This is a genomic window from Leptolyngbya sp. Cla-17, from assembly GCF_016807185.1.
GTDB lineage: Bacteria > Cyanobacteriota > Cyanobacteriia > Leptolyngbyales > Leptolyngbyaceae > ULC077BIN1.
On the sequence record NZ_JAEVYN010000001.1, the window covers coordinates 318,057 to 335,862 of the forward strand.

Here is a 17,806-nt window from a genome sequence, read left to right on the forward strand (position 1 = left end):
CATGCACTCCTCCATAACGGCGCTATAAATCTATGCCTTTCGGTAGTAGAGCGGTAAATTAAGCCAAGGTAAACAGTGGAGGCTATGTTTTCTAAATCGGGAAAACTATGATGGGTAAGTGCAGCTTTTGCCCTCAAACGACTCTTCTCCTTTTCGCAAAGTAGGTATTTGGCCGTGGTCAACAGCAACGAAAAAGATAACTTAAGGGATAGCTTCCTCTATCCAATTGGGCGTTATCGGGGCGAATTTACGCCAGAGCAACTAGCCTTCAATGCCAATTTGCAGGAATTTGCCCAACGGGTTTCTCTCATATGTGGATTAGAGACAGGTGGTAAGATCACCGCTGAAGAGGCTTACCAACAAATCAAAGACTTATGGGCTATGGTGAAGCGCTCTAAAAAAGAATTGCTCGATCAAGCTCAACCGCCCAGACCTGATCTGTCAGAGGATGATGGGGTTGACCCTAAATAGAAAGCTTTCCGATGGAAGTAGTAGTTACTTGGCTAAGAAATTGCTCATCAAGACGAATTTAAGACTTTGAGTTTACCTGCAATTGCCTGTTAGGAAGATTAGCAGCGCTCTCAGGCGGCAACATGGGCAATGATGAATAAGTAGCGGCTAAGTAGATAGACCGCTTTTTGGAAATCGTAGTAATAGGGCGGTCTTAATTACTTTCATGAAACCTAAGGTTTACAGCAAATACATCCGCTCTAAAGAGTGGCTCGGTAAGCATTCCAAATGGCTGAAGTCGTTTAACCACTGTGCCGCTTTTCCGTTCCTTCATCTAGGTAAATCAAGCCGTGGCTATCATCGCTACAACATGCACCACACTCACTACAAAACGTTGGGTGATGAGCGGCTCTGGTGGGATGTCGTGCCGTTGAGTCTCTTTGCCCATAAGCACATTGTTCATGGGGTGCTTTCGTTATACAAGCGCCCCAGTCAGCAGAAGGTTTATCCTAATCTGCTCCAACGCTTATTTCACGCTTGGTGTCGATTGACAATTTTGCTGGTCTGGTTCTGGTGGCTTTTGCTGCCCGTTACATTGATGTTGGCATGGAAAGCGAATCAATCTGGAGTTTTAGATTTCCTCAAATAATTCAGTCTGTTGATGATTTGGGCGATCGCGGCTGAGCTGAATTAGTTTTCAGCACTCAGGAGTCTGCAAAATAGTCTTTGACAATTTCAAGGATGCGATCGCTCGCATGTCCATCTCCAAATGGATTGACCGCTTTTGCCATCGCCTCATAGGCATCAGGATTGCTGAGTAATTCCGCTGCCGTCTGAAAAATTTTGGCTGGATTCGTGCCCACAAGCTTTGCCGTTCCTGCCATTACCGCTTCGGGTCGCTCTGTGGTTTCTCGCAGCACCAGTACCGGCTTGCCAAGGCTAGGGGCTTCTTCCTGCAATCCGCCAGAATCGGTCAGCAGCAAGGTAGAACGCTGAATCGCTCCCACCAATTCGGCATAATCTAGCGGTTCAGTCAAAAATACTCTGGGATGATTACCCAGTTTTTCTTGCAGCGGTTCGCGAACCGTAGGATTACGGTGTAGCGGCAACAGCAGTGCCGTATCAGGAAACTTTTCTAGCACTTGCAAAAACCCTGCTGCAATGTCGAGCAAGGGCGCACCCCAGTTCTCCCGCCGATGAACAGTCGCCAATATCAGCCGATATTGATTCCAATCTAATCCGGGTATTTGGCACTGGGGTTGACGGCTTGCCATGGATAACAGCGCGTCAATCACCGTATTTCCGGTTTGGTGAATGGCTCCAGGCACACGCGATTGGTGCAAATGCTCCATTGATAAGGAAGTCGGCGCAAAATGCAGGGATGCAAGCTGTGAAATGAGGCGGCGATTGGCTTCCTCTGGATAGGGATTATAGAGATTATCAGTTCGCAATCCAGCTTCTACATGCCCAACTGGAATTTTTTGGTAGAACGCAGCCAAGGCAGCAGCGAAAGCCGTGGTTGTATCTCCCTGCACAAGCACTAACCGTGGTTGCAACTGTTGAAACAAGTCCTGTAATCCTTGCAAACTCCAGCAGGTAATATCAGTCAGGGTTTGTTTAGGCTGCATGATTGCCAAATCGCGATCGGCAGTCAGGTCAAACAGTTGCATCACCTGATCTACCATTTCTCGATGCTGCCCAGTTAAAATTACCTGGGTATCAAAGTCTGGTGAGGCACGAAATTTTTGGATGACCGGAGCCATTTTAATCGCTTCGGGGCGGGTGCCAACAATTAGGCTGATGGGAATAGGAGCTTGCAGCATTGCGATCGCGGGTTTTAGAAAAACCTAGCAGGTTTAGAGCACTCCTATCATACGCTTGCTGGTGTGTGGCAGTGAGCGAATCGCGATCGAGTTGACGACCAACAAAAAACCCGGTCGTGCCGGGTTTTTGAGGGGGACTGTCAATCAGTTAGCAAAGTAGGCAGACAGTTAAACGAAAAATAATTTAATTGCGCGTGGCACAGGTCAAAGGGCAGGCTGCAAAAACTGAGATATTTCTAGGATTTTCTTCACCTTGCAGCCAGCGCAACCAACTGACTTGGTCGGGGTGAACGCCGCGTAGCGTCAGCATGGCAGCACCTAACATGATTCCCAATATATTGAGACCAATAATGCCACCCGCTACGAGCAATACAGAACTCATTGGAATCACGGACTGTAAGATTACTGCTAGCAATGAGCCAACAACAACCATCAAAATAACGAGAGGAAATCCTGCGATTAGTAGGCAAACGGCTAATGTAAATGTCCAGATTAGAAAACTTTTGATCATTAAAAGTGCGTAAAAGTTACCCAAGCTTGGGCTGTGAGAGAGAGCCATGTCTTCCTCCTAAAAAATAAAGGGTATTGAATTTTTGAAATACTAAATTTGATCCCCACACCCGGGGTCTAATGAAATTTAGTATAGAGAATTACCAAATAAAAATAAGGGTTCGTTAGGTAAATTTACAGTGGTGGGAATTTGTTTACAGAGTGAAGTTAAATCAGTAAATATCTTAACGGCTCAAAGCCACTTGGCTCGTCAATGCCTATATGCTGTGAAGCCTTCATAAAGCGCCTGCGGTCTGCCTTTCAACCTGGCAGAGCAAATTAGCTTTTGCAGTTCAACAGTTTCATAAACTTTCATGACGGTTTTACTTAACGTTTCTTTTGATTTTGCCGGCTTTTTTCTCAGAAATAGATTTTGTTGAAGGTATTTTCCAGAGTTTTTCTACGGCGATCGCCTGAGATAGCTTGCCGTAGGTTTGTTCTAGCTGTACTTGTAGTTTTCTAGAAGGGCGAAACGCGATCGCGGTGTTTCCTTGAAGTGATGTTTGAAACTCAGGTGTGTCTACAATTTTTGGATCATTTACTAACAGCAAGCTGACGGGTTTATTCAATCGATAGCTGAGAGATATCAGATCGCCCGTATTTGTAAAGTCGTCGCCAATATCGCTAATGATGAGTGGCGCAGGCGTTTGATTAATCAGATCAGCCGTTTTGTCATTGGCATAGCTCAAGTCCTTGTTCCACCAGCTATCTGAAAGGGCGCTAACCGTAAGCGAAATCAGACAACCCGCCAGCAAACCCGCCAAGGTGCCACGCCACAGAAAAGGGATGAGCGGCGTGTAAAGTTTGGGGCGCAACGTATAGGCAGTTGAGGGCGCAATCTGCTTTGACGATCGCCCACTGTATAACGTTGTCATGGATAACTTCGTTGCCAAAAAGTAAGCCACTGCAAGCTGTACCCCTGGAAAGCAAGAAATAAGATAACGGCTAACCGCAGAGCGTTTGTTGCCCAACACCACATCCGGGATTGCTAATAGCAAAAACGGCACCAGAATAGAGGTCAACACAAACAGCCACGTCGTAGAGCGAGTACGGCGGCAGAGGCTATACAGCGATGCGAAAATTAAGATGAGTATCGGCACCCTTGCCAGATAAGTCCAGGGATTGTTAAAGCCAAAATCTAGATCGAAGAAGAGGGCAGTGAAACTGAGCGTCCAGAGTTTCAGCAGGTAATCAATGCCGGGTGAAAATTGCGTCCAATCGGTGGTGGCAAACGCACGTTGGGCATTGCTAATCATCACTACGAGCCAGGGAAAGTAGAGAATGATTGCCCCGGCGATCGCGCTTACAAATCCGATCAACGTGTTTTTGAGTGGTGCTGTACCCTGAGTCAGCCAAGAGTCCAGTCCCACATAAGCAGCGTGTCCGGCTAGCGTTAAGGCAAAAAATGGATGGGTATACAGCCCAATCGTGACAGAGAAGCCATAGAGCGCCCAACAGTGCCATAGCGGCGGCGGCTTTCGATAGTGATGCGACCGATTCGCCGGTGGGGCATTAGTCAAATGCAAGGCTCGTAAAAATAAATAGCTGCTAACCACGACCATTAAAGTGAGCAGGCTATACTGCCGCGCCGTCTGAGCAAACAAAACATCAAAGGGAGACAGCGCCATCAAAGTGGCTGCTAGCAAGGCAAGGTCGTGTAAACCAAACAGTTGCCACGCGAGGGCATACATGGCAGGTAGTGTTAGCAAGCTAATCAACGCAGGCAGCGATCGCGTTACCGTTAATGGGCTATGAAACATCCACTCCAAAGGTGTTCCCAAGATTTGCATCCACAACCGCGTCATCAAAAAATACAGTGGCGGATGTTGAGGATCTTCCACTGCCAGCGATCGCAGCGTATCAAGCGACGTACTTCCGGGCTTAATTCGCTGAAACTTTTGCAACTCGCTAGCAGCAATCACCCGATTTTGAAATAACTCCTTGTCAATTTCATCCCGTGTATAACCTGCTGCCCGCAAAGACGTGTAGGTTTCATCATGCCAGTAGACTTTGTGGTTCAAATTAACGAAGCGAAACACCACTCCAAGCACCAGCAAACAGACCAGCAGCCATTTTAGCCAGAGAGGGAAGCGAATTCGTTCAGAATGCGATCGCAAAGGGTGCAGCACAAATCAATCCTAAATAACATTTCAATCGCGGGTTTCAGCCATACGACTGTCGCCAATTTTCAGTCTGTATCCCAGGAACCTGAGCAAATTCTCGCTGATTCGCAGTGACCATCAGTCAATGACATTGCAAGGCAGTTGCAGCAATTAAAATATCATAAGCACCAATGGACTGCTTCCTCTGCATAGGGTTTATGGATAGACAACCCCTATAATCGGCGCTCTAAAATTTTTCTGATATTTGGTAAAGCGGCTTCTAGAACTTCAGGCAGTGGCGTTGTTTGTTGCCAACTTTCACGCATCGCAAGTTGGTCTGACCAAGCTTTCAAGCGAGGATAGGCGTCTAGAGAAAAACCAAACATGGTTAATAAAGGCACCAACGTTCCAGCAACAATATCTGCCAACGTGATATCTTCTCCAACAAAGTACGAGTGCCTACCGAGAAGATTCTCGTAAAACTGCATCACTGAGATAACGCGCTCTTTTGCAGCGTCAAGCTTCTGATTGTCAACCTCCAGCCCTACCAAGGGTCGGGTCAAAGCCAGCAGGGAAGGCTGAAGCTCACTGACCGCTAGCATCTCTACCATCCGAACTATCGCAATATTTTCAGGTTCACTCGGCATCAATGAGGGCGTTGGATATTTTGCTTCTAGGTAATCTAAAATCGCCAACGACTCTATGACCCGAAATCCATTGTCTACGATGGCAGGAATGCGCTGGAGTGGATTAACTGCTGTAAAGTCATTCCCAAACTGATCGTCATCCAGATTAACCAAAATCGATTCAAAAGGGATGTGTTTTTCCAGCAACATGACCCACACTCGACGCACATTGCCAGAAAACGGGTTGTAGTAAAACTTCAGCATTGAAACTCTCACTTAAAAATGACATAGCACTGCTCCCTTGAAGAATAACAAACTGGTTAACCCTTGTTCTGTCAGCCTGTGCAGGCAGACTGTGTTTTTAGAGGCGCAAATTCTATTCACCAGATCCAGCGAACCACTTACAGGGGTTTCAGGAGGTTTGTCGGTCAATCAGCCGTTCAACCCAAACAACATTTATGGCGGGTGATGAGTTGTTAGAGATAGGTTATGAGTAAGCCAGGAAATTTCCTGAAACAGGCTGAATTCTCTGATTGGTTTAAGGAAAGCATACGGTGGAAGATGATATGGGCATTGAGCCAGCGATCGCGCCTCAAGCAGCTTGGTACAACCCATTAGGGCGGCGTTTAGCTTTGGTGATCTGTGCGCCCAGCATGGCTCAACTCCTTGGCAGTGCCTTTAACATTTGGTACAACTTCACCTACATTCGACCGTTGTTGAGTGCCGAGCAGTTGTCGGTGTTTTTAGGAACCGTGGTGGCGTTTAATGCGGTGGTTTACCCCGTGGGCGCAGCATTGTGGATTTGGGCAGTCCTTGTTCTGCACCGCCCTTGCCAAAAGCTGCTGCAAAATGAACCGATTTCAGCCGATCGCCTGCTCAAAGCCCGACAACGAGTGATCAATTTGCCTTGGTGGGGTATGGCGATCTCAGGTATTCTTTGGCTGTTCTGCATTCCAGTTTTTTTATTGACGCTCTCCTCAGCTCCCGGCACACTCAACCCCCGCCTCTGGTTTGATTTGCCCATCTCGTTTATCGTGGCAGCCCTGATTGCCACCACTCACGGCTTTTTCTCCATTGAACTATTGACTCAGCCGTTGCTCTATCCAATTTTGTTTCAAGATGCTCACCCTGCCCAAACACCTGGCACTTTTCCCCTCAATCTGCGGTGGCGCTGGGTGTTTTTAGCATTTTGCGGCAGCATTTGCCCAATCGCATCGTTATTGTTGTTGGTGGTTGCGCCCCATACCTGTGAACAAAAAGATGCCTGGTTTGCGATCGCCGTTGGCACTTTGGGCATTCTTTTCAGTCTGACGAGTGCTTGGATGGTGAGCCAACTGGTGGTTGAACCGATTAAGGAACTCCAGCGCGTGGCAACTGAAGTGGCAAACGGCAACCTCAATGCTCGGGTTAAGTCTTTACGTGCGGATGAATTTGGTCCATTGATTGATGAGGTCAACTACCTGATTGCCGAACTTCAGGAAAAACAGCATCTTCAAGAAACGTTTGGGCAGCATGTGGGAGAACAAGCCGCTATCCAAATTTTGCGCCGAGATCCTAACCTGGGCGGTATTGAACAAGAACTGACTGTGCTATTTGCCGATTTGCGAAACTTTACCCGTCGTTGCTCGACAGAATCGCCACAAAACATTGTGACGCTGCTCAACCTATTTCTGACCGAGATGGTGGAAATTGTGGAGCAACGTCATGGCGGGATGGTCAATAAGTTTTTAGGCGATGGCTTTATGGCGCTGTTTGGGGTGGGCGAAAACCTACCTGACCACGCGGCACAAGCCGTGACCGCTGCCCAAGAGATGCTGGTTAGTTTGCAAGACATTAATCACTATCTAGAACAACAAGGATTAGCACCCTTAACAATGGGAGTCGGCATTCATACCGGAATTGCAGTAGTGGGCAGCATTGGTTCCAGCCGGCGGTTGGAATATACGGCGATCGGCAACACGATTAACATTGCGTCACGAGTAGAATCGCTGACGAAGGAGGTAGGAGAGTCGATTTTGCTGACGGATGCTACCCAAAAAGCCCTCCCTTCCAGCTTTTTAACGGAAGCCTTGCCGCCTCGTCCGGTCAAAGGACAGCCCAAACCACTGAATATTTATCGGGTGAAAGGGTAGAAGCGATCGCACCGTTAAGCCAAACGCTAATAGAGTCTCACTCAACGACGTTCACTTGCGAAAGACAGTAGAACTATACTAAAACGACACTAATTTGCGAACTGCGACATTTAATGTGCGAACGTACAGTACAAGGATGGAGAGTAACGGAGTCGAACCGATGGCCTCTGCGGTGCGATCGCAGCGCTCTACCAACTGAGCTAACTCCCCAAGCGGATGTTCAAGGCTTAGTCATTTTATCACTGACCAGCAGGGAAGGGGTTTAGGAATCAAGAGCCGCCAACGTTTAAGCGGCGGTTGGGCGATCGTAGATTTGGCGAACGCGGTCTAGCTCCAAATCGGATAAGTAATCCACTGTCCAATTAGCGCAGCGTTGCAGCATGTGAAACGGGTATGTGTTGGCAACGCCGACAACAGGAATACCTGCTTTTTTAGCTGCCGTAATTCCAGCAAAAGTATCTTCAATTGCCAAGCAATCGGCAGGCATCAGATTCAGCTCTGGATACAATTCATTCAGCCGCTTCACAGCCAGAAGGTAACCATCGGGTTCTGGTTTGCTGGGAAATGGCTCATCCCCAGAGATAATCACTGAAAACTCATCACTGAGTTCCACCCGTTCCAAGACAGCAGTCACTTCCGATCGCAGCGCTCCCGTGACTATGGCGATTTTGAGTTGTGCCGCGTGGATGTTGAACAAAATATCGGGCAAGCCTGCATAGATGGGCAGTTTTTCTAAGTTGGCGAGTTCTTGTTGATAGGCAGCGGATTTGCGGCTGATTAATCTATCCAAGTTGGCATCAGATAAGATTCTGCTACGGCTAGCAAATAAATCTTGAAGGCAAGCGCGATCGCTTCGTCCCAAGCAAATTTGGCGTAATTCTCCGCGTTTTGGGCGCAAATTTTCTTCAATCAACAACTGATCGATGAGCCTGTTGTGGATTGCCTCATCGTTGATGATGACACCATTGAAGTCAAACAGAATGGCTTTCAGCATCTCAAGCAAAAGTAATACCCTTCTATGATGAAACCTACCACATTAAAGAGGCTCAAATTTTTCATCACCAATTGACTGCTAAGAGAAGCACCTAATCTTAGATTTCTATTAGCACAGGACAGTTATTCTCTATCAGTTTTGGGTCATGCTTCGACTTCGCTCAGCGATCATGTTCAGCACTTGCAGCACTGGGTAGGTTCAATTACGCTCAAACCACCGAGTGCCAATATCGAGTCATTGTGTTGCCGAGTTAATATTTATGGCTGCGTTGTTTTGGTTTTAGCACTCTGGACTCGATCGCAAATTTTGGAATATCTTCTAGCTCTGCATCCACCAAATTGTACTGCTCACACACCAGGCTGAGACGGCTTCCAGACGTTTTTACCACATTGACCGAATGGGTTAAATCGCCTTGAAACCACAGAAGGGTACCAGGTTGGGGCTTGATCTGTCCCACTTGCTGCCTGTGGTTTCGCAGAATGAGTTCGCCGCCTTGAAGAGGGTTCGGCACCTGCACATATAGCACACTGACGCTCGCGGGCGGATCAATCGTTTTGCAATAGGACCGCAAGGAGCGATCGATATGCGGATCAACGCGGGAATCTTCCTTGAGCAGGAGTGGGTTTAGATAAAACGCATTGCAATTTGGCTCAAGCGCTAAATCCAGGTAGGAGCTAAAAAATGGAAACTGTCGTTCCACTTCTGCCAGATGAGATCGCTGAAACACGAGCGAAAATCCTTTAGTGCCAACAAAATCTCGGTTGAGATTATTGACTGCAAAGTAGGGACATGCCAAAATTTCGCCTTTCAGATCGTTAAGATAGGCGGCAGAAAATGCACTCGGCTGTTGACGGTAGTAGCTCACTGTTTTAGATTGAGCAGCGATCGCGCTGCTTTTGGGAATGCTTTGAGAACTGTCTTTCCAGATTAAGACATTCTTGCTTGATGAAGCAGAAGCACCCGTAGATTTTGAACTTAAAACTCAGAATTTTCCGACCCGCCGCACTTTGCCGACCTACCAAGATATGCAAGCATGGTAAAAATTAGATGGGCTGGTTTTCCGAGCCACTTCGGGTAATCATCGATCCAGAGTAACCGTTGACGTAAGAAGGTAAGGTCATGAACTTCTGGGATATTGAGGTTGGGGCAATTTCCTTAAATCCAGAAACCTATCGGTACGTTGTGCAATCGCCTTCCAGCGGACTCATATCCCTAGGAGTGCTGCTGATATCTGGTTTATCTGAAGCGATCGCCCAAGGAATTGTGCTATTTGTCAATCGAGTGAAACCGATACGTTTCGTGCTGAGTTTAGCGATCGCATCGATTTTGTTCGTCTTCGGCTTTTTGTTTTGGGCGGGTAGCACCTGGATCGTTCTCAAAATCTTTTTAAACAACCGTGCTCCCTTCGCCCAACTTCTGATCACCCTGGCTATCTCCTTTGCGCCCAAAGTTTTTAGCGTTTTTATTGCTTTGCCTTATCTAGGGGTGCCGATCTCTATCGTCCTTTCAATTTGGAGCTTTCTCGCGTTTTTAGTCGGCATCCAAGCCACGCTTGGTTTAGGTTTGTGGCAAGGGTTTTGGTGCGGCGTGTTGGGTTGGGCAGTGCTGCAACTGCTGCAACGTACGGTAGGGCGACCCGTTGCCAACATAGGACACTGGATTCGCAATTCCGTCGCGGGAGTGCCTCTGGTCACTAACTTGAAAGATCTAGAACGTATCATTGCACAGGGGCGGCGATCGTGAGCAACCGTAAAGTCTTGCGCTTGATTGGGCTAGGTTTGGCGGCTCTAGTACTTACCTTGGTTATAGGATTTAGCACTGTGGTTCAAGGCCTTTGGCTAGCGATAACCCTGACCCTAACTGGCTTAGTCGCAACCTGGAACTTTTCCTTACAAATTATTTTTATTCTGCTTACAACACTTGTGTTTGCCGGATTGCTGGTGCCGTTGGAAGCGTTGGGTTGGTGGGCAGGCTGGTATGACGATGACTTAGATATTGCAATCAACCCTGGCACTTTAGAAGAGCCAGTTCCTGCAAATACTGACATTCGCAAGTACGTGATCTATCTAGATGGAATCTGTCAATCGCAATCTGAATATCTGCCAGAAGTGGAGCTTTTTTTAGATGAGCTAGCTGCCGCCCTACCGTCCGACATCGCCATCATTCGTGGCTTGATGCCCTACACCGTCTTCAATAAGCCATTAACCGAAGATCGATGGCTATCGTTTCTCTGGCGCAAAGCCGATCACTATCAAATGACGGCTTCCGGTGGCATCTTGGGAGCGTTAATTGGAGCAACAATCAACATTCGCAACACGTTGATCGTCAGTGTGGCAGGAGATCAACGCTATGGACCGATCTACAACCAAGCCACTGCCCAAATGATTTACGACAGCCTGATTCATCATGGCTATTGGCGGGGGTGCGGCATACCCGTGACCCTTCTGGGATACAGCGGTGGTGGACAAATGGCGGCGGGTGCGGCTCCTTATGTAAAACGGGCACTACAAGCCCCAATCGAGCTGGTATCTTTGGCAGGGGTCATTAGCGGCAATCATAACCTGCTGGCTGTGGAGCATCTCTACCACATCGTCGGTGACAAAGATCTAGTCGAGAAAGAAGGTCCAATCCTGTTTCCCCGCCGCTGGAAGCTGTTCTTTTTGTCTTACTGGAATCGGGCAAAAGCTCGCGGCAAAATTAGTTTCATTTCACTCGGTCCCGTGGGACACAACGCTGCCAATGGTCCCTATGGAGCAGAAGCACGGTTGCCAGACGGGCGCACTCATTTGCAGCAAACAGTTGAAGTGATTTCTGGCATTCTTCAGGGTTCGTCGTCGGTGGTGTCTACGGCTAGGGCGGCAACGCCTGGTAATTACGAGGTGTACCAGCAAGCAGCCTTTAACCGACCGGAGTTTTATCCACTGAATCAAACAGTTGACTCCGATCGCTATCAGGCGATCGCGCCCTGGATTGGACGGCTCATTCTCCCCAGCCTTCAAGAGCGTTACACCCTACGAGGAGTTTGGTTTGAAGTACACCACGCCCCAACCGAGTATCAGCATTTGATCGGCAAAGTCGTCCCCCTTTGCTGGAGTACTGATTCCACAACTCAGCGATTTGTGAAAACGGTCACTAAGGCGGTGCATTTTAGCCAAGAAGCTGAAGATAGCCAGCGGCAGGGAGTGATTCACCCCGATCGCCTCAACCATTGGCAGCAGGTTGATCCCCTAGAGTCATTGGCAGGTGCAAGACCCAACGATGATGTAATCGTGGCGCTAACTGACTTGGTAGAAGTGCAGGAAATAGAAGCCCATAGTCAAGACCAAACACCTTATGTGCTGCGGATCAACCGAGAACCGTTGCAAATTACTGGGCGTTACTATGCGTTAGTCAAAATTCTTCAGGTTGCTGAGATTCAAGCACAGGCAGCAACAGAAACACTAACTGCAACCGAATCACCTTCAGCCCCCACTCTTGCCGCGCCTCTCACTCTTCACACCTCTCGGCTGTTTCGGGTGGCTCACTACGATCGCTTAACGGGTCAATTTGACGGCGGTGAAGAAATCATTGCTTTTCCTCAAGTCGCTTTAGCCAAAGCCTACGGCAGTTATCCATCCACCACTCACGACATTGAAAAAACGCTGCTAAATGAAACGGGGTGGTATGTTTACGGCGCAAAAGATGCCAATGGAGTGTTTGTTGTGCAGGCGATCGCGCCTCGTGCTCTTTTCCGTCTCTGCCCAGATCAAGTCATAGTCGGTAAACAGGACTCCTGGCACTATTTAAAGAAACAGGCTTGGCAGGTCAAAGGCGAGAAAGGACAGATTCGATCGGTGATGTTGATAGGCGACAGGAATCAAGGGGCAGAGGATTCCAGACCCAACCACTTCCCGAAATCTGAAATCCAAAACCCGGAACCGTCCTTTCCCACTGCCCACTCCGAACTCCAAAACCAGAACCTGTGGAGCGAAGGCGATCGCGCGCTTGTTCTGCATGTTTACGGCGGAATTGGCGGTAAAAACCGAGAACCTGCCGCAAAGACACCCATCTTCTTCGGGCATTTTGCCTATGGCATAGCAACCGTGATCCGGGAGCCTTTGGCGGATGAACTCATGTTTGATATTCAGTACTATCAGGTTTATTCCCACAACATTGATGGCATTGCAGCCGGAAAATTCGCGTGGCATCGGTTTATGGGCGATCGCCAAGTGGGTTGGTTAGGAACTCGCCCTGTTTGCGATGTGTTGATCAAACTGGACTCGTTTACTGGGGCGTTTAACGTCTACGGCAGGCAATACTCTGTCTTAAACGTGCTGCTGTATGAGCTTGAAGTGATGATTGCTCGATACCGAATTGGCGATGGTACGGGTGGAACCTATGTGGGTCCGGCTCACAATTGCTCTCAGGATTCTAATCAAGCCCTATATGCTGCACTCAAACGAGTCCGCAATGCGATCGAATCTGATCCTAAATTTGTGGAAGAACTGCAAGATGAACCCGGCGAGGCAGAACAGTTTGCACAACTGGTCAAGCTGACGGAAGGAATTCGGCGAGAACTGCTGCCCTGGGGTTCTGCTCGTGCTGATTGGCAAAACAATGAATTTACTTTGGGGATTAGCCCGGAGGAAGACTTTTTTCAGGGAGTATCGGTGGGTTTACGAAGCTGGCGAACCCTGTTGCCTCGTCTTGCTAGTGAAGCGATCGCAAAACAATTTCTCGATCAAGGCGCCACCATCTGGGTGTTGCGAACCAACCAAATCGGCGGCGATGCTCCCGACATTGAACCCATCGCTCCAACGCCACTGGGCTGGTTGTAAAACGCTTAATCTATAAAAATTTAGTTTACAGCGAATTTCAAGTGAATAGACCGCAGTGATTGAACCAGCCGAGCGCGTCATCTTCGGTGATGTAGTTGAGCACTTCAGTCATGGCTTGGTCGAGGGCTTGATAAGTACGAGCTGCTTTGGAACGCAAGAACTGCTTGAGTTTTGACCAACACAACTCAATGGGAGATAAGTCTGGGGAGTAAGGGGGTAAGAAGACCACCTGTGCTCCCACCGCTTCAATGGCAGCGCGGACCGAGTGGGCATGATGTACTTTGAGGTTGTCCATGACCACAATTGCCCCTATCCATAATTGTGGGACTAACACATCGTTGACGTAGCTTAAAAATGCTGCCGTATCCACACTGCCCTCCAGGGTCATAGAGGCAATCAACCCATCCAGACTCAATGCTCCAATGAGTGAAACGTTTGTGCCCCGATTGCGAGGCACTGCATCGACTGCTCGTTGGCCTCGTAAAGCCCGTGCAAACAAGCGCACCATGCCTAGATGAATGCCGGCTTCGTCAATGAACACCAAGTTGCGCACATCCACCTGCTCTAACCAGCAACGGTACTCATCTCGCTGCCCCCGCACTCTAGGAGAATCTTGCTCACTGGCGTACAGTGTTTTTTTTACGGGGTAGCCTCAAGCGTTGCAGTGCTCGACACATGGTAGGCTGACTCACTTTAATTCCTTGATGCGCTTCTAATTGTTCACACAATTCGTCTAGATGGATGTCAGGTTTGTGCTCAACCCACCTTTGCACTAGCTTCAATAGTTCTCCATCTATCGTGGGAGCAAGCGTTGCTCCCCTCGGTTTAGCTTCTTTTTGTCCACTGCTGCGGTATCGACGCAACACTCGTTTGACAAAACTTTCACTCACTTTGAATCGTTCGGCCAGTTGAGCTTGGGTTCCTTCTTTCGCCGTCCAAGCATCAATCACACGAGTCCGTAAGTCAGTAGAGTAAGCGACGGGCATTTTACAAACCGGGTAGTTTATCTACGTCATATCATACCAACAAAGGGCTGATTACCTGAAAATTGCTGTAAGGCTGAAACCAGCGGTGACAGGCAAATTTAAACTCAGCAAATGCAGCTCTCAACCATTCGCTGCATTTTAATTATTAGACCTTCTTACGATATGCACCAACTTTTAGGGTGTTGAGGATAGCACCAGGTTTACTGAATTAGTGGCATTTCGGCGAAGTTTTACTCGTTCTCCGATATTAATTTGATCGTACTCTTCGCAAGGCAACTCCCATGATCCTGACATTGATTCAGGGTTCTCAAACCAACTACTTTGAATAGCAAAGGCACCTTTTAGGCGACAGATCATGCGGGTTGCTGAAATCCGCTGTGGGGGTAACTGGGCTAGCTTTACAGCTGTACTCCGTGGAGAATCGTTCCGCCCTGTTCGCCTATGGGTCTGTCTGTCAACCCACTCACTCACACGATAAGTCACCCAAGTATCTTGAACTGGAACACTCACCATAATCGGTTCTTGTACAGGAACTATACGGGTTTTATAGACTGGAACAGAGTGCGTACGTGGTATTTGCCGGGTGCTGTAAACCGGGACAGAGCGCGTACGTAGTACTTGCCGAGTGTTATAAACCGGGACAGAGCGCGTACGTGGTACTTGCCGAGTGCTATAAACCGAGATGCTTTTACAACTGCGTTGACCAATGCCGTTTCCTCTGGAAATCGTTGTGCAGTTTTCCTCAGAGCCAGATCGATAATGTTCTGATTCGTAGTAGGTTTCGGTATGAGTACCAGATTGATAACGCTCTGACTCGGTGTAGGTCTCAGTACGAGTGCCACTTTGGTATTGTTCTGGTTCGTAGTAAGTTTCGGTACGAGTGGCACTTTGGTATTGCTTCTCAACCATTAGTGTCCTCAAACCTCGCTGTTCTTGGCGAGTTCCCCGTTGTCTCCTTTCCGATTTTACAACAGAGGCACCCGTGGGCATTGAGGTACGCCACGATTGTCTAGTAAATGTTTTCTGTTCTTGGACATCTATTTCGGCTGTCCATTGCAAGTCAGTGACTTGAACTTGCAGTATAGCTGGATCGTTCATCTGAGACCAGATAGAACTTCCCCAAAAGCCACTAGCAAGCGTCAGACCTGTGAGACTACCAACTAACCATCTTGAGTGCTTGTTTTTGTTGCGCGATCGCGGCTGCACAGAATTGCTAGAGTCGCTCGTTGGGCTATTTCCCCGAAATTCAATAGTTTTGCCTACTTCAACTGATTTCGGTGCTTGCTGATCCGTTGCTTGATGCCCAGTAATGCCACCAACTTCTGAGACTTGATAGCTATCACAGTTGCCACACTGTAGTAGGTGAGCTGATAAGCCAGTATCTTCGTTGACAGCAGCGCAAACCTTGCAAACCCAAAACGGCTTACGGTTAAATAAATGGGGGTCGGTAATGAGCTGGCTATCTGGTGCTTCATACAGTTCGATGTCTTCCACCCGCCAATACAAGCAATTCGGACAACGGTTACTCTGTGAATTAAAAACTGCACTGATGTGGTTTTGACCACACTTTGGACAATCCCAAAACAGTTCAATGTACTCAACAGTGTCCATGCTGATCTGTATAAAATTGCAAAGTGACATCTCACGTATGCTTCTACAATTCGATTACCTCTCACTACGGAAAAGCAACGAGACTTTAGATTTAACACCTTGTTATGTAGATTTTTCTCGGCATTAAGAAAATAATTGGGTATTCTGATTCGGAATCGGCAACTCTGTATATGGGTTGCCATCAACCTCGACCAAAAACAGAGAGCACAATTAATCTACTCAATGTCCTGACTGGCAAGGGAAGTGGGCAACCCCTCTGGGCGGACGATTGAGCAGATGCAAGTCCCGATTACATCACCCACAGTCTAATCTTTCGTTCTGCTCCTACGGCTTGTTATCCAGGATCATTTTTATTTGGGGAATAAATCTGAACGCTCTCTTGCTCATTTGGGTCATTGCGAGACACGATTGCTAGGGCAGATTCACTATCACTAAGGTTTCGGGGTTGATGAGGTACACCTGCCGGGATGAAGATAAAATCGCCTTCCTCATTCACAATTGACTTTGTTAGGTTTTCACCATACAAAGTCTCCACTTTGCCTTTCAGTAAATATATTGCGGTCTCAAAGCCTTGGTGGAAATGTGGTTCTGCTTTAGCACCTGGCGGTATTACTACCATGTTCATCGATATACCTTTAGCACCCGCCGTCAATGCAGATATACCAACATAATTTGGTAGTTTCTGAAGCGTGTTTATAGTCATTTCCGGTCTTACGGTAACTATATCTTTGTCTAAATTCATGTTTAACTCCAATTTGACTTTGTAAGTGATTAGATTTTTGCTACCCACATATACTCGTGGAGCGCGATCGCACGGTTGACCATTTCCCCTATTAATCAATGCCCTGACTGGCAAGGGGAGTGGGCAATCCATCCACACTGACGGAATTTTTTTGCTGACGATAGTCTTGCAATCCAGCTTCTCCCTTTCTGGTTGCCCAGTCTACCAACAGCGATCGCTGGTCTTGCAGTTCATACAGCGGTACGCCCAAACCACAAGAGGTTTGCACCCGGTCAATCTCTGCCACAATAATTTGGCGCGCACCGGGTATGGGAGAGAAAAGTGAATAGAACTCTTGCCAATCTGAAGCATGAGGCAGCACAACGCGTCCTTGACCGTAAAGCCGCAAAATTAGGGGTGGTTCCTGAAAAGCGCAAAACATCAGCGTAATCCGCTCGTTTTCCAGCAGATGTGCCGATGTTTCGTTGCCACTGCCTGTCAAATCGAGGTAAGCAACTCGATTCGGTGAGATGATCCGAAAGCTATCCAATCCTTTAGGCGAAAGGTTGACATGCCCAGCCGTACTGAGCGGGGCCGTTGCCACAAAAAACAGGAGTTGCTGACGGATAAAGTCTTGCAACTCATCAGAAATGCGATCGTATACTTTTGCCATAGGTATCTAGAGTTTGATTGACAGAATTTGATTGACAGAAATAGTACGTAGTGCGAAGTAAAAGACTCTTTTTTCGTATCATGAATGCCTTTGTTGACTTCCTCTGTTCTCAATCACATTCTGAAGTGCTCTCAGCCTATAATTATGCCTAATGTGATCCCACAGGGAGTCTTGTGGAAAGCTTCACTAGCGTTTCACGAATCGCAAGAGCCTTAGCGTTTTCCTAAGAATTTGTTAACCATTTCTTTTTAGGTACCCAAATTGGCACCAAGATCGCTATGATCCTAAAGACAAGTTTGTATTGATTTTGGAAGTATTTTAA

Annotated in this window: 16 protein-coding genes and 1 tRNA gene; 5 read left to right on the plus strand and 12 right to left on the minus strand. The window is 47.8% G+C overall.

The genetic code is table 11. The annotated features are described in order from the left end of the window. The first annotated feature begins 174 nt into the window (after nt 1–174). Both JOY44_RS01595 and JOY44_RS01600 read left to right on the plus strand, forming a co-directional pair. Entirely contained in the window at nt 175–471 is a 297-nt protein-coding gene (locus JOY44_RS01595) for a hypothetical protein (protein ID WP_171572020.1), read from the plus strand. A 205-nt stretch (nt 472–676) separates the two neighbouring features. Further along, nucleotides 677–1,099, plus strand: coding sequence for a hypothetical protein (locus tag JOY44_RS01600; protein ID WP_171572021.1), 423 nt, complete (start codon nt 677–679; stop codon nt 1,097–1,099). A gap of 55 nt (nt 1,100–1,154) precedes the next feature. On the opposite strand, the gene wecB is transcribed toward JOY44_RS01600, so the two are convergent. The 4 genes from wecB to JOY44_RS01620 all read right to left on the minus strand — a co-directional run bounded on the left by wecB (nt 1,155) and on the right by JOY44_RS01620 (nt 5,814). Continuing rightward, entirely contained in the window at nt 1,155–2,273 is a 1,119-nt protein-coding gene (wecB, locus tag JOY44_RS01605) for a non-hydrolyzing UDP-N-acetylglucosamine 2-epimerase (RefSeq protein ID WP_171572022.1), read from the minus strand. Between the two features lie 184 nt (nt 2,274–2,457). Beyond that, the gene (locus JOY44_RS01610) at nt 2,458–2,832 is read right to left on the minus strand and encodes a hypothetical protein (protein ID WP_171572023.1); all 375 of its coding nucleotides are present in this window, start codon (nt 2,830–2,832) and stop codon (nt 2,458–2,460) included. Between the two features lie 313 nt (nt 2,833–3,145). Beyond that, complete coding sequence (locus tag JOY44_RS01615) at nt 3,146–4,951, minus strand: hypothetical protein (protein ID WP_197984878.1); 1,806 nt, start codon at nt 4,949–4,951, stop codon at nt 3,146–3,148. Nucleotides 4,952–5,157: 206 nt separating this feature from the next. Continuing rightward, the gene (locus JOY44_RS01620) at nt 5,158–5,814 is read right to left on the minus strand and encodes a glutathione S-transferase family protein (protein WP_171572024.1); all 657 of its coding nucleotides are present in this window, start codon (nt 5,812–5,814) and stop codon (nt 5,158–5,160) included. 290 nt (nt 5,815–6,104) lie between these two features. Here JOY44_RS01620 and JOY44_RS01625 point away from each other — a divergent pair, with 290 nt between their 5' ends. Continuing rightward, nucleotides 6,105–7,682: an adenylate/guanylate cyclase domain-containing protein gene (locus tag JOY44_RS01625; protein ID WP_171572025.1), complete on the plus strand. Its 1,578-nt coding sequence runs from the start codon at nt 6,105–6,107 to the stop codon at nt 7,680–7,682. Between the two features lie 137 nt (nt 7,683–7,819). On the opposite strand, the gene JOY44_RS01630 is transcribed toward JOY44_RS01625, so the two are convergent. From JOY44_RS01630 to JOY44_RS01640, 3 genes are all read right to left on the minus strand, one after another. Then, nucleotides 7,820–7,892, minus strand: a tRNA-Ala gene (locus tag JOY44_RS01630). A 76-nt stretch (nt 7,893–7,968) separates the two neighbouring features. Further along, entirely contained in the window at nt 7,969–8,676 is a 708-nt protein-coding gene (locus JOY44_RS01635; RefSeq protein WP_171572026.1) for an HAD family hydrolase, read from the minus strand. A 250-nt stretch (nt 8,677–8,926) separates the two neighbouring features. Continuing rightward, nucleotides 8,927–9,541, minus strand: coding sequence for a 2OG-Fe(II) oxygenase (locus tag JOY44_RS01640; RefSeq protein WP_171572027.1), 615 nt, complete (start codon nt 9,539–9,541; stop codon nt 8,927–8,929). 254 nt (nt 9,542–9,795) lie between these two features. Here JOY44_RS01640 and JOY44_RS01645 point away from each other — a divergent pair, with 254 nt between their 5' ends. Then, nucleotides 9,796–10,419 (plus strand): hypothetical protein, encoded by a 624-nt coding sequence (locus JOY44_RS01645; protein WP_171572028.1) that lies wholly within the window; start codon nt 9,796–9,798, stop codon nt 10,417–10,419. A gap of 77 nt (nt 10,420–10,496) precedes the next feature. Beyond that, nucleotides 10,497–13,493 carry a CAAX protease gene (locus JOY44_RS01650; RefSeq protein ID WP_203031911.1) on the plus strand — a complete coding sequence of 999 codons (2,997 nt, stop codon included), beginning with the start codon at nt 10,497–10,499 and terminating at the stop codon, nt 13,491–13,493. A 37-nt stretch (nt 13,494–13,530) separates the two neighbouring features. Here the strand turns inward: JOY44_RS01650 and JOY44_RS01655 are convergent, their stop codons facing one another. From JOY44_RS01655 to JOY44_RS01675, 5 genes are all read right to left on the minus strand, one after another. Next, entirely contained in the window at nt 13,531–14,094 is a 564-nt protein-coding gene (locus tag JOY44_RS01655) for an IS630 family transposase (RefSeq protein WP_171572030.1), read from the minus strand. A 16-nt stretch (nt 14,095–14,110) separates the two neighbouring features. Next, nucleotides 14,111–14,479 carry a helix-turn-helix domain-containing protein gene (locus tag JOY44_RS01660; protein ID WP_171572031.1) on the minus strand — a complete coding sequence of 123 codons (369 nt, stop codon included), beginning with the start codon at nt 14,477–14,479 and terminating at the stop codon, nt 14,111–14,113. A gap of 174 nt (nt 14,480–14,653) precedes the next feature. Beyond that, nucleotides 14,654–16,090, minus strand: a complete 1,437-nt coding sequence (locus tag JOY44_RS01665; protein ID WP_171572032.1) for a hypothetical protein — start codon at nt 16,088–16,090, stop codon at nt 14,654–14,656. A gap of 334 nt (nt 16,091–16,424) precedes the next feature. Then, entirely contained in the window at nt 16,425–16,832 is a 408-nt protein-coding gene (locus JOY44_RS01670) for a cupin domain-containing protein (protein ID WP_171572033.1), read from the minus strand. A 91-nt stretch (nt 16,833–16,923) separates the two neighbouring features. Beyond that, nucleotides 16,924–17,484: a pyridoxamine 5'-phosphate oxidase family protein gene (locus tag JOY44_RS01675; protein ID WP_171572034.1), complete on the minus strand. Its 561-nt coding sequence runs from the start codon at nt 17,482–17,484 to the stop codon at nt 16,924–16,926. Nucleotides 17,485–17,806 lie beyond the last annotated feature (322 nt).

Excerpts from the sequence above, each read along its gene's own strand:
- JOY44_RS01600 (WP_171572021.1), top strand. The coding sequence starts at position 677 with ATGAAACCTAAGGTTTACAGCAAATACATCCGCTCTAAAGAGTGGCTC.
- wecB (WP_171572022.1), bottom strand. The coding sequence starts at position 2,273 with ATGCTGCAAGCTCCTATTCCCATCAGCCTAATTGTTGGCACCCGCCCC.
- JOY44_RS01610 (WP_171572023.1), bottom strand. The coding sequence starts at position 2,832 with ATGGCTCTCTCTCACAGCCCAAGCTTGGGTAACTTTTACGCACTTTTA.
- JOY44_RS01620 (WP_171572024.1), bottom strand. The coding sequence starts at position 5,814 with ATGCTGAAGTTTTACTACAACCCGTTTTCTGGCAATGTGCGTCGAGTG.
- JOY44_RS01635 (WP_171572026.1), bottom strand. The coding sequence starts at position 8,676 with ATGCTGAAAGCCATTCTGTTTGACTTCAATGGTGTCATCATCAACGAT.
- JOY44_RS01645 (WP_171572028.1), top strand. The coding sequence starts at position 9,796 with ATGAACTTCTGGGATATTGAGGTTGGGGCAATTTCCTTAAATCCAGAA.
- JOY44_RS01660 (WP_171572031.1), bottom strand. The coding sequence starts at position 14,479 with ATGCCCGTCGCTTACTCTACTGACTTACGGACTCGTGTGATTGATGCT.
- JOY44_RS01665 (WP_171572032.1), bottom strand. The coding sequence starts at position 16,090 with ATGGACACTGTTGAGTACATTGAACTGTTTTGGGATTGTCCAAAGTGT.
- JOY44_RS01670 (WP_171572033.1), bottom strand. The coding sequence starts at position 16,832 with ATGAATTTAGACAAAGATATAGTTACCGTAAGACCGGAAATGACTATA.
- JOY44_RS01675 (WP_171572034.1), bottom strand. The coding sequence starts at position 17,484 with ATGGCAAAAGTATACGATCGCATTTCTGATGAGTTGCAAGACTTTATC.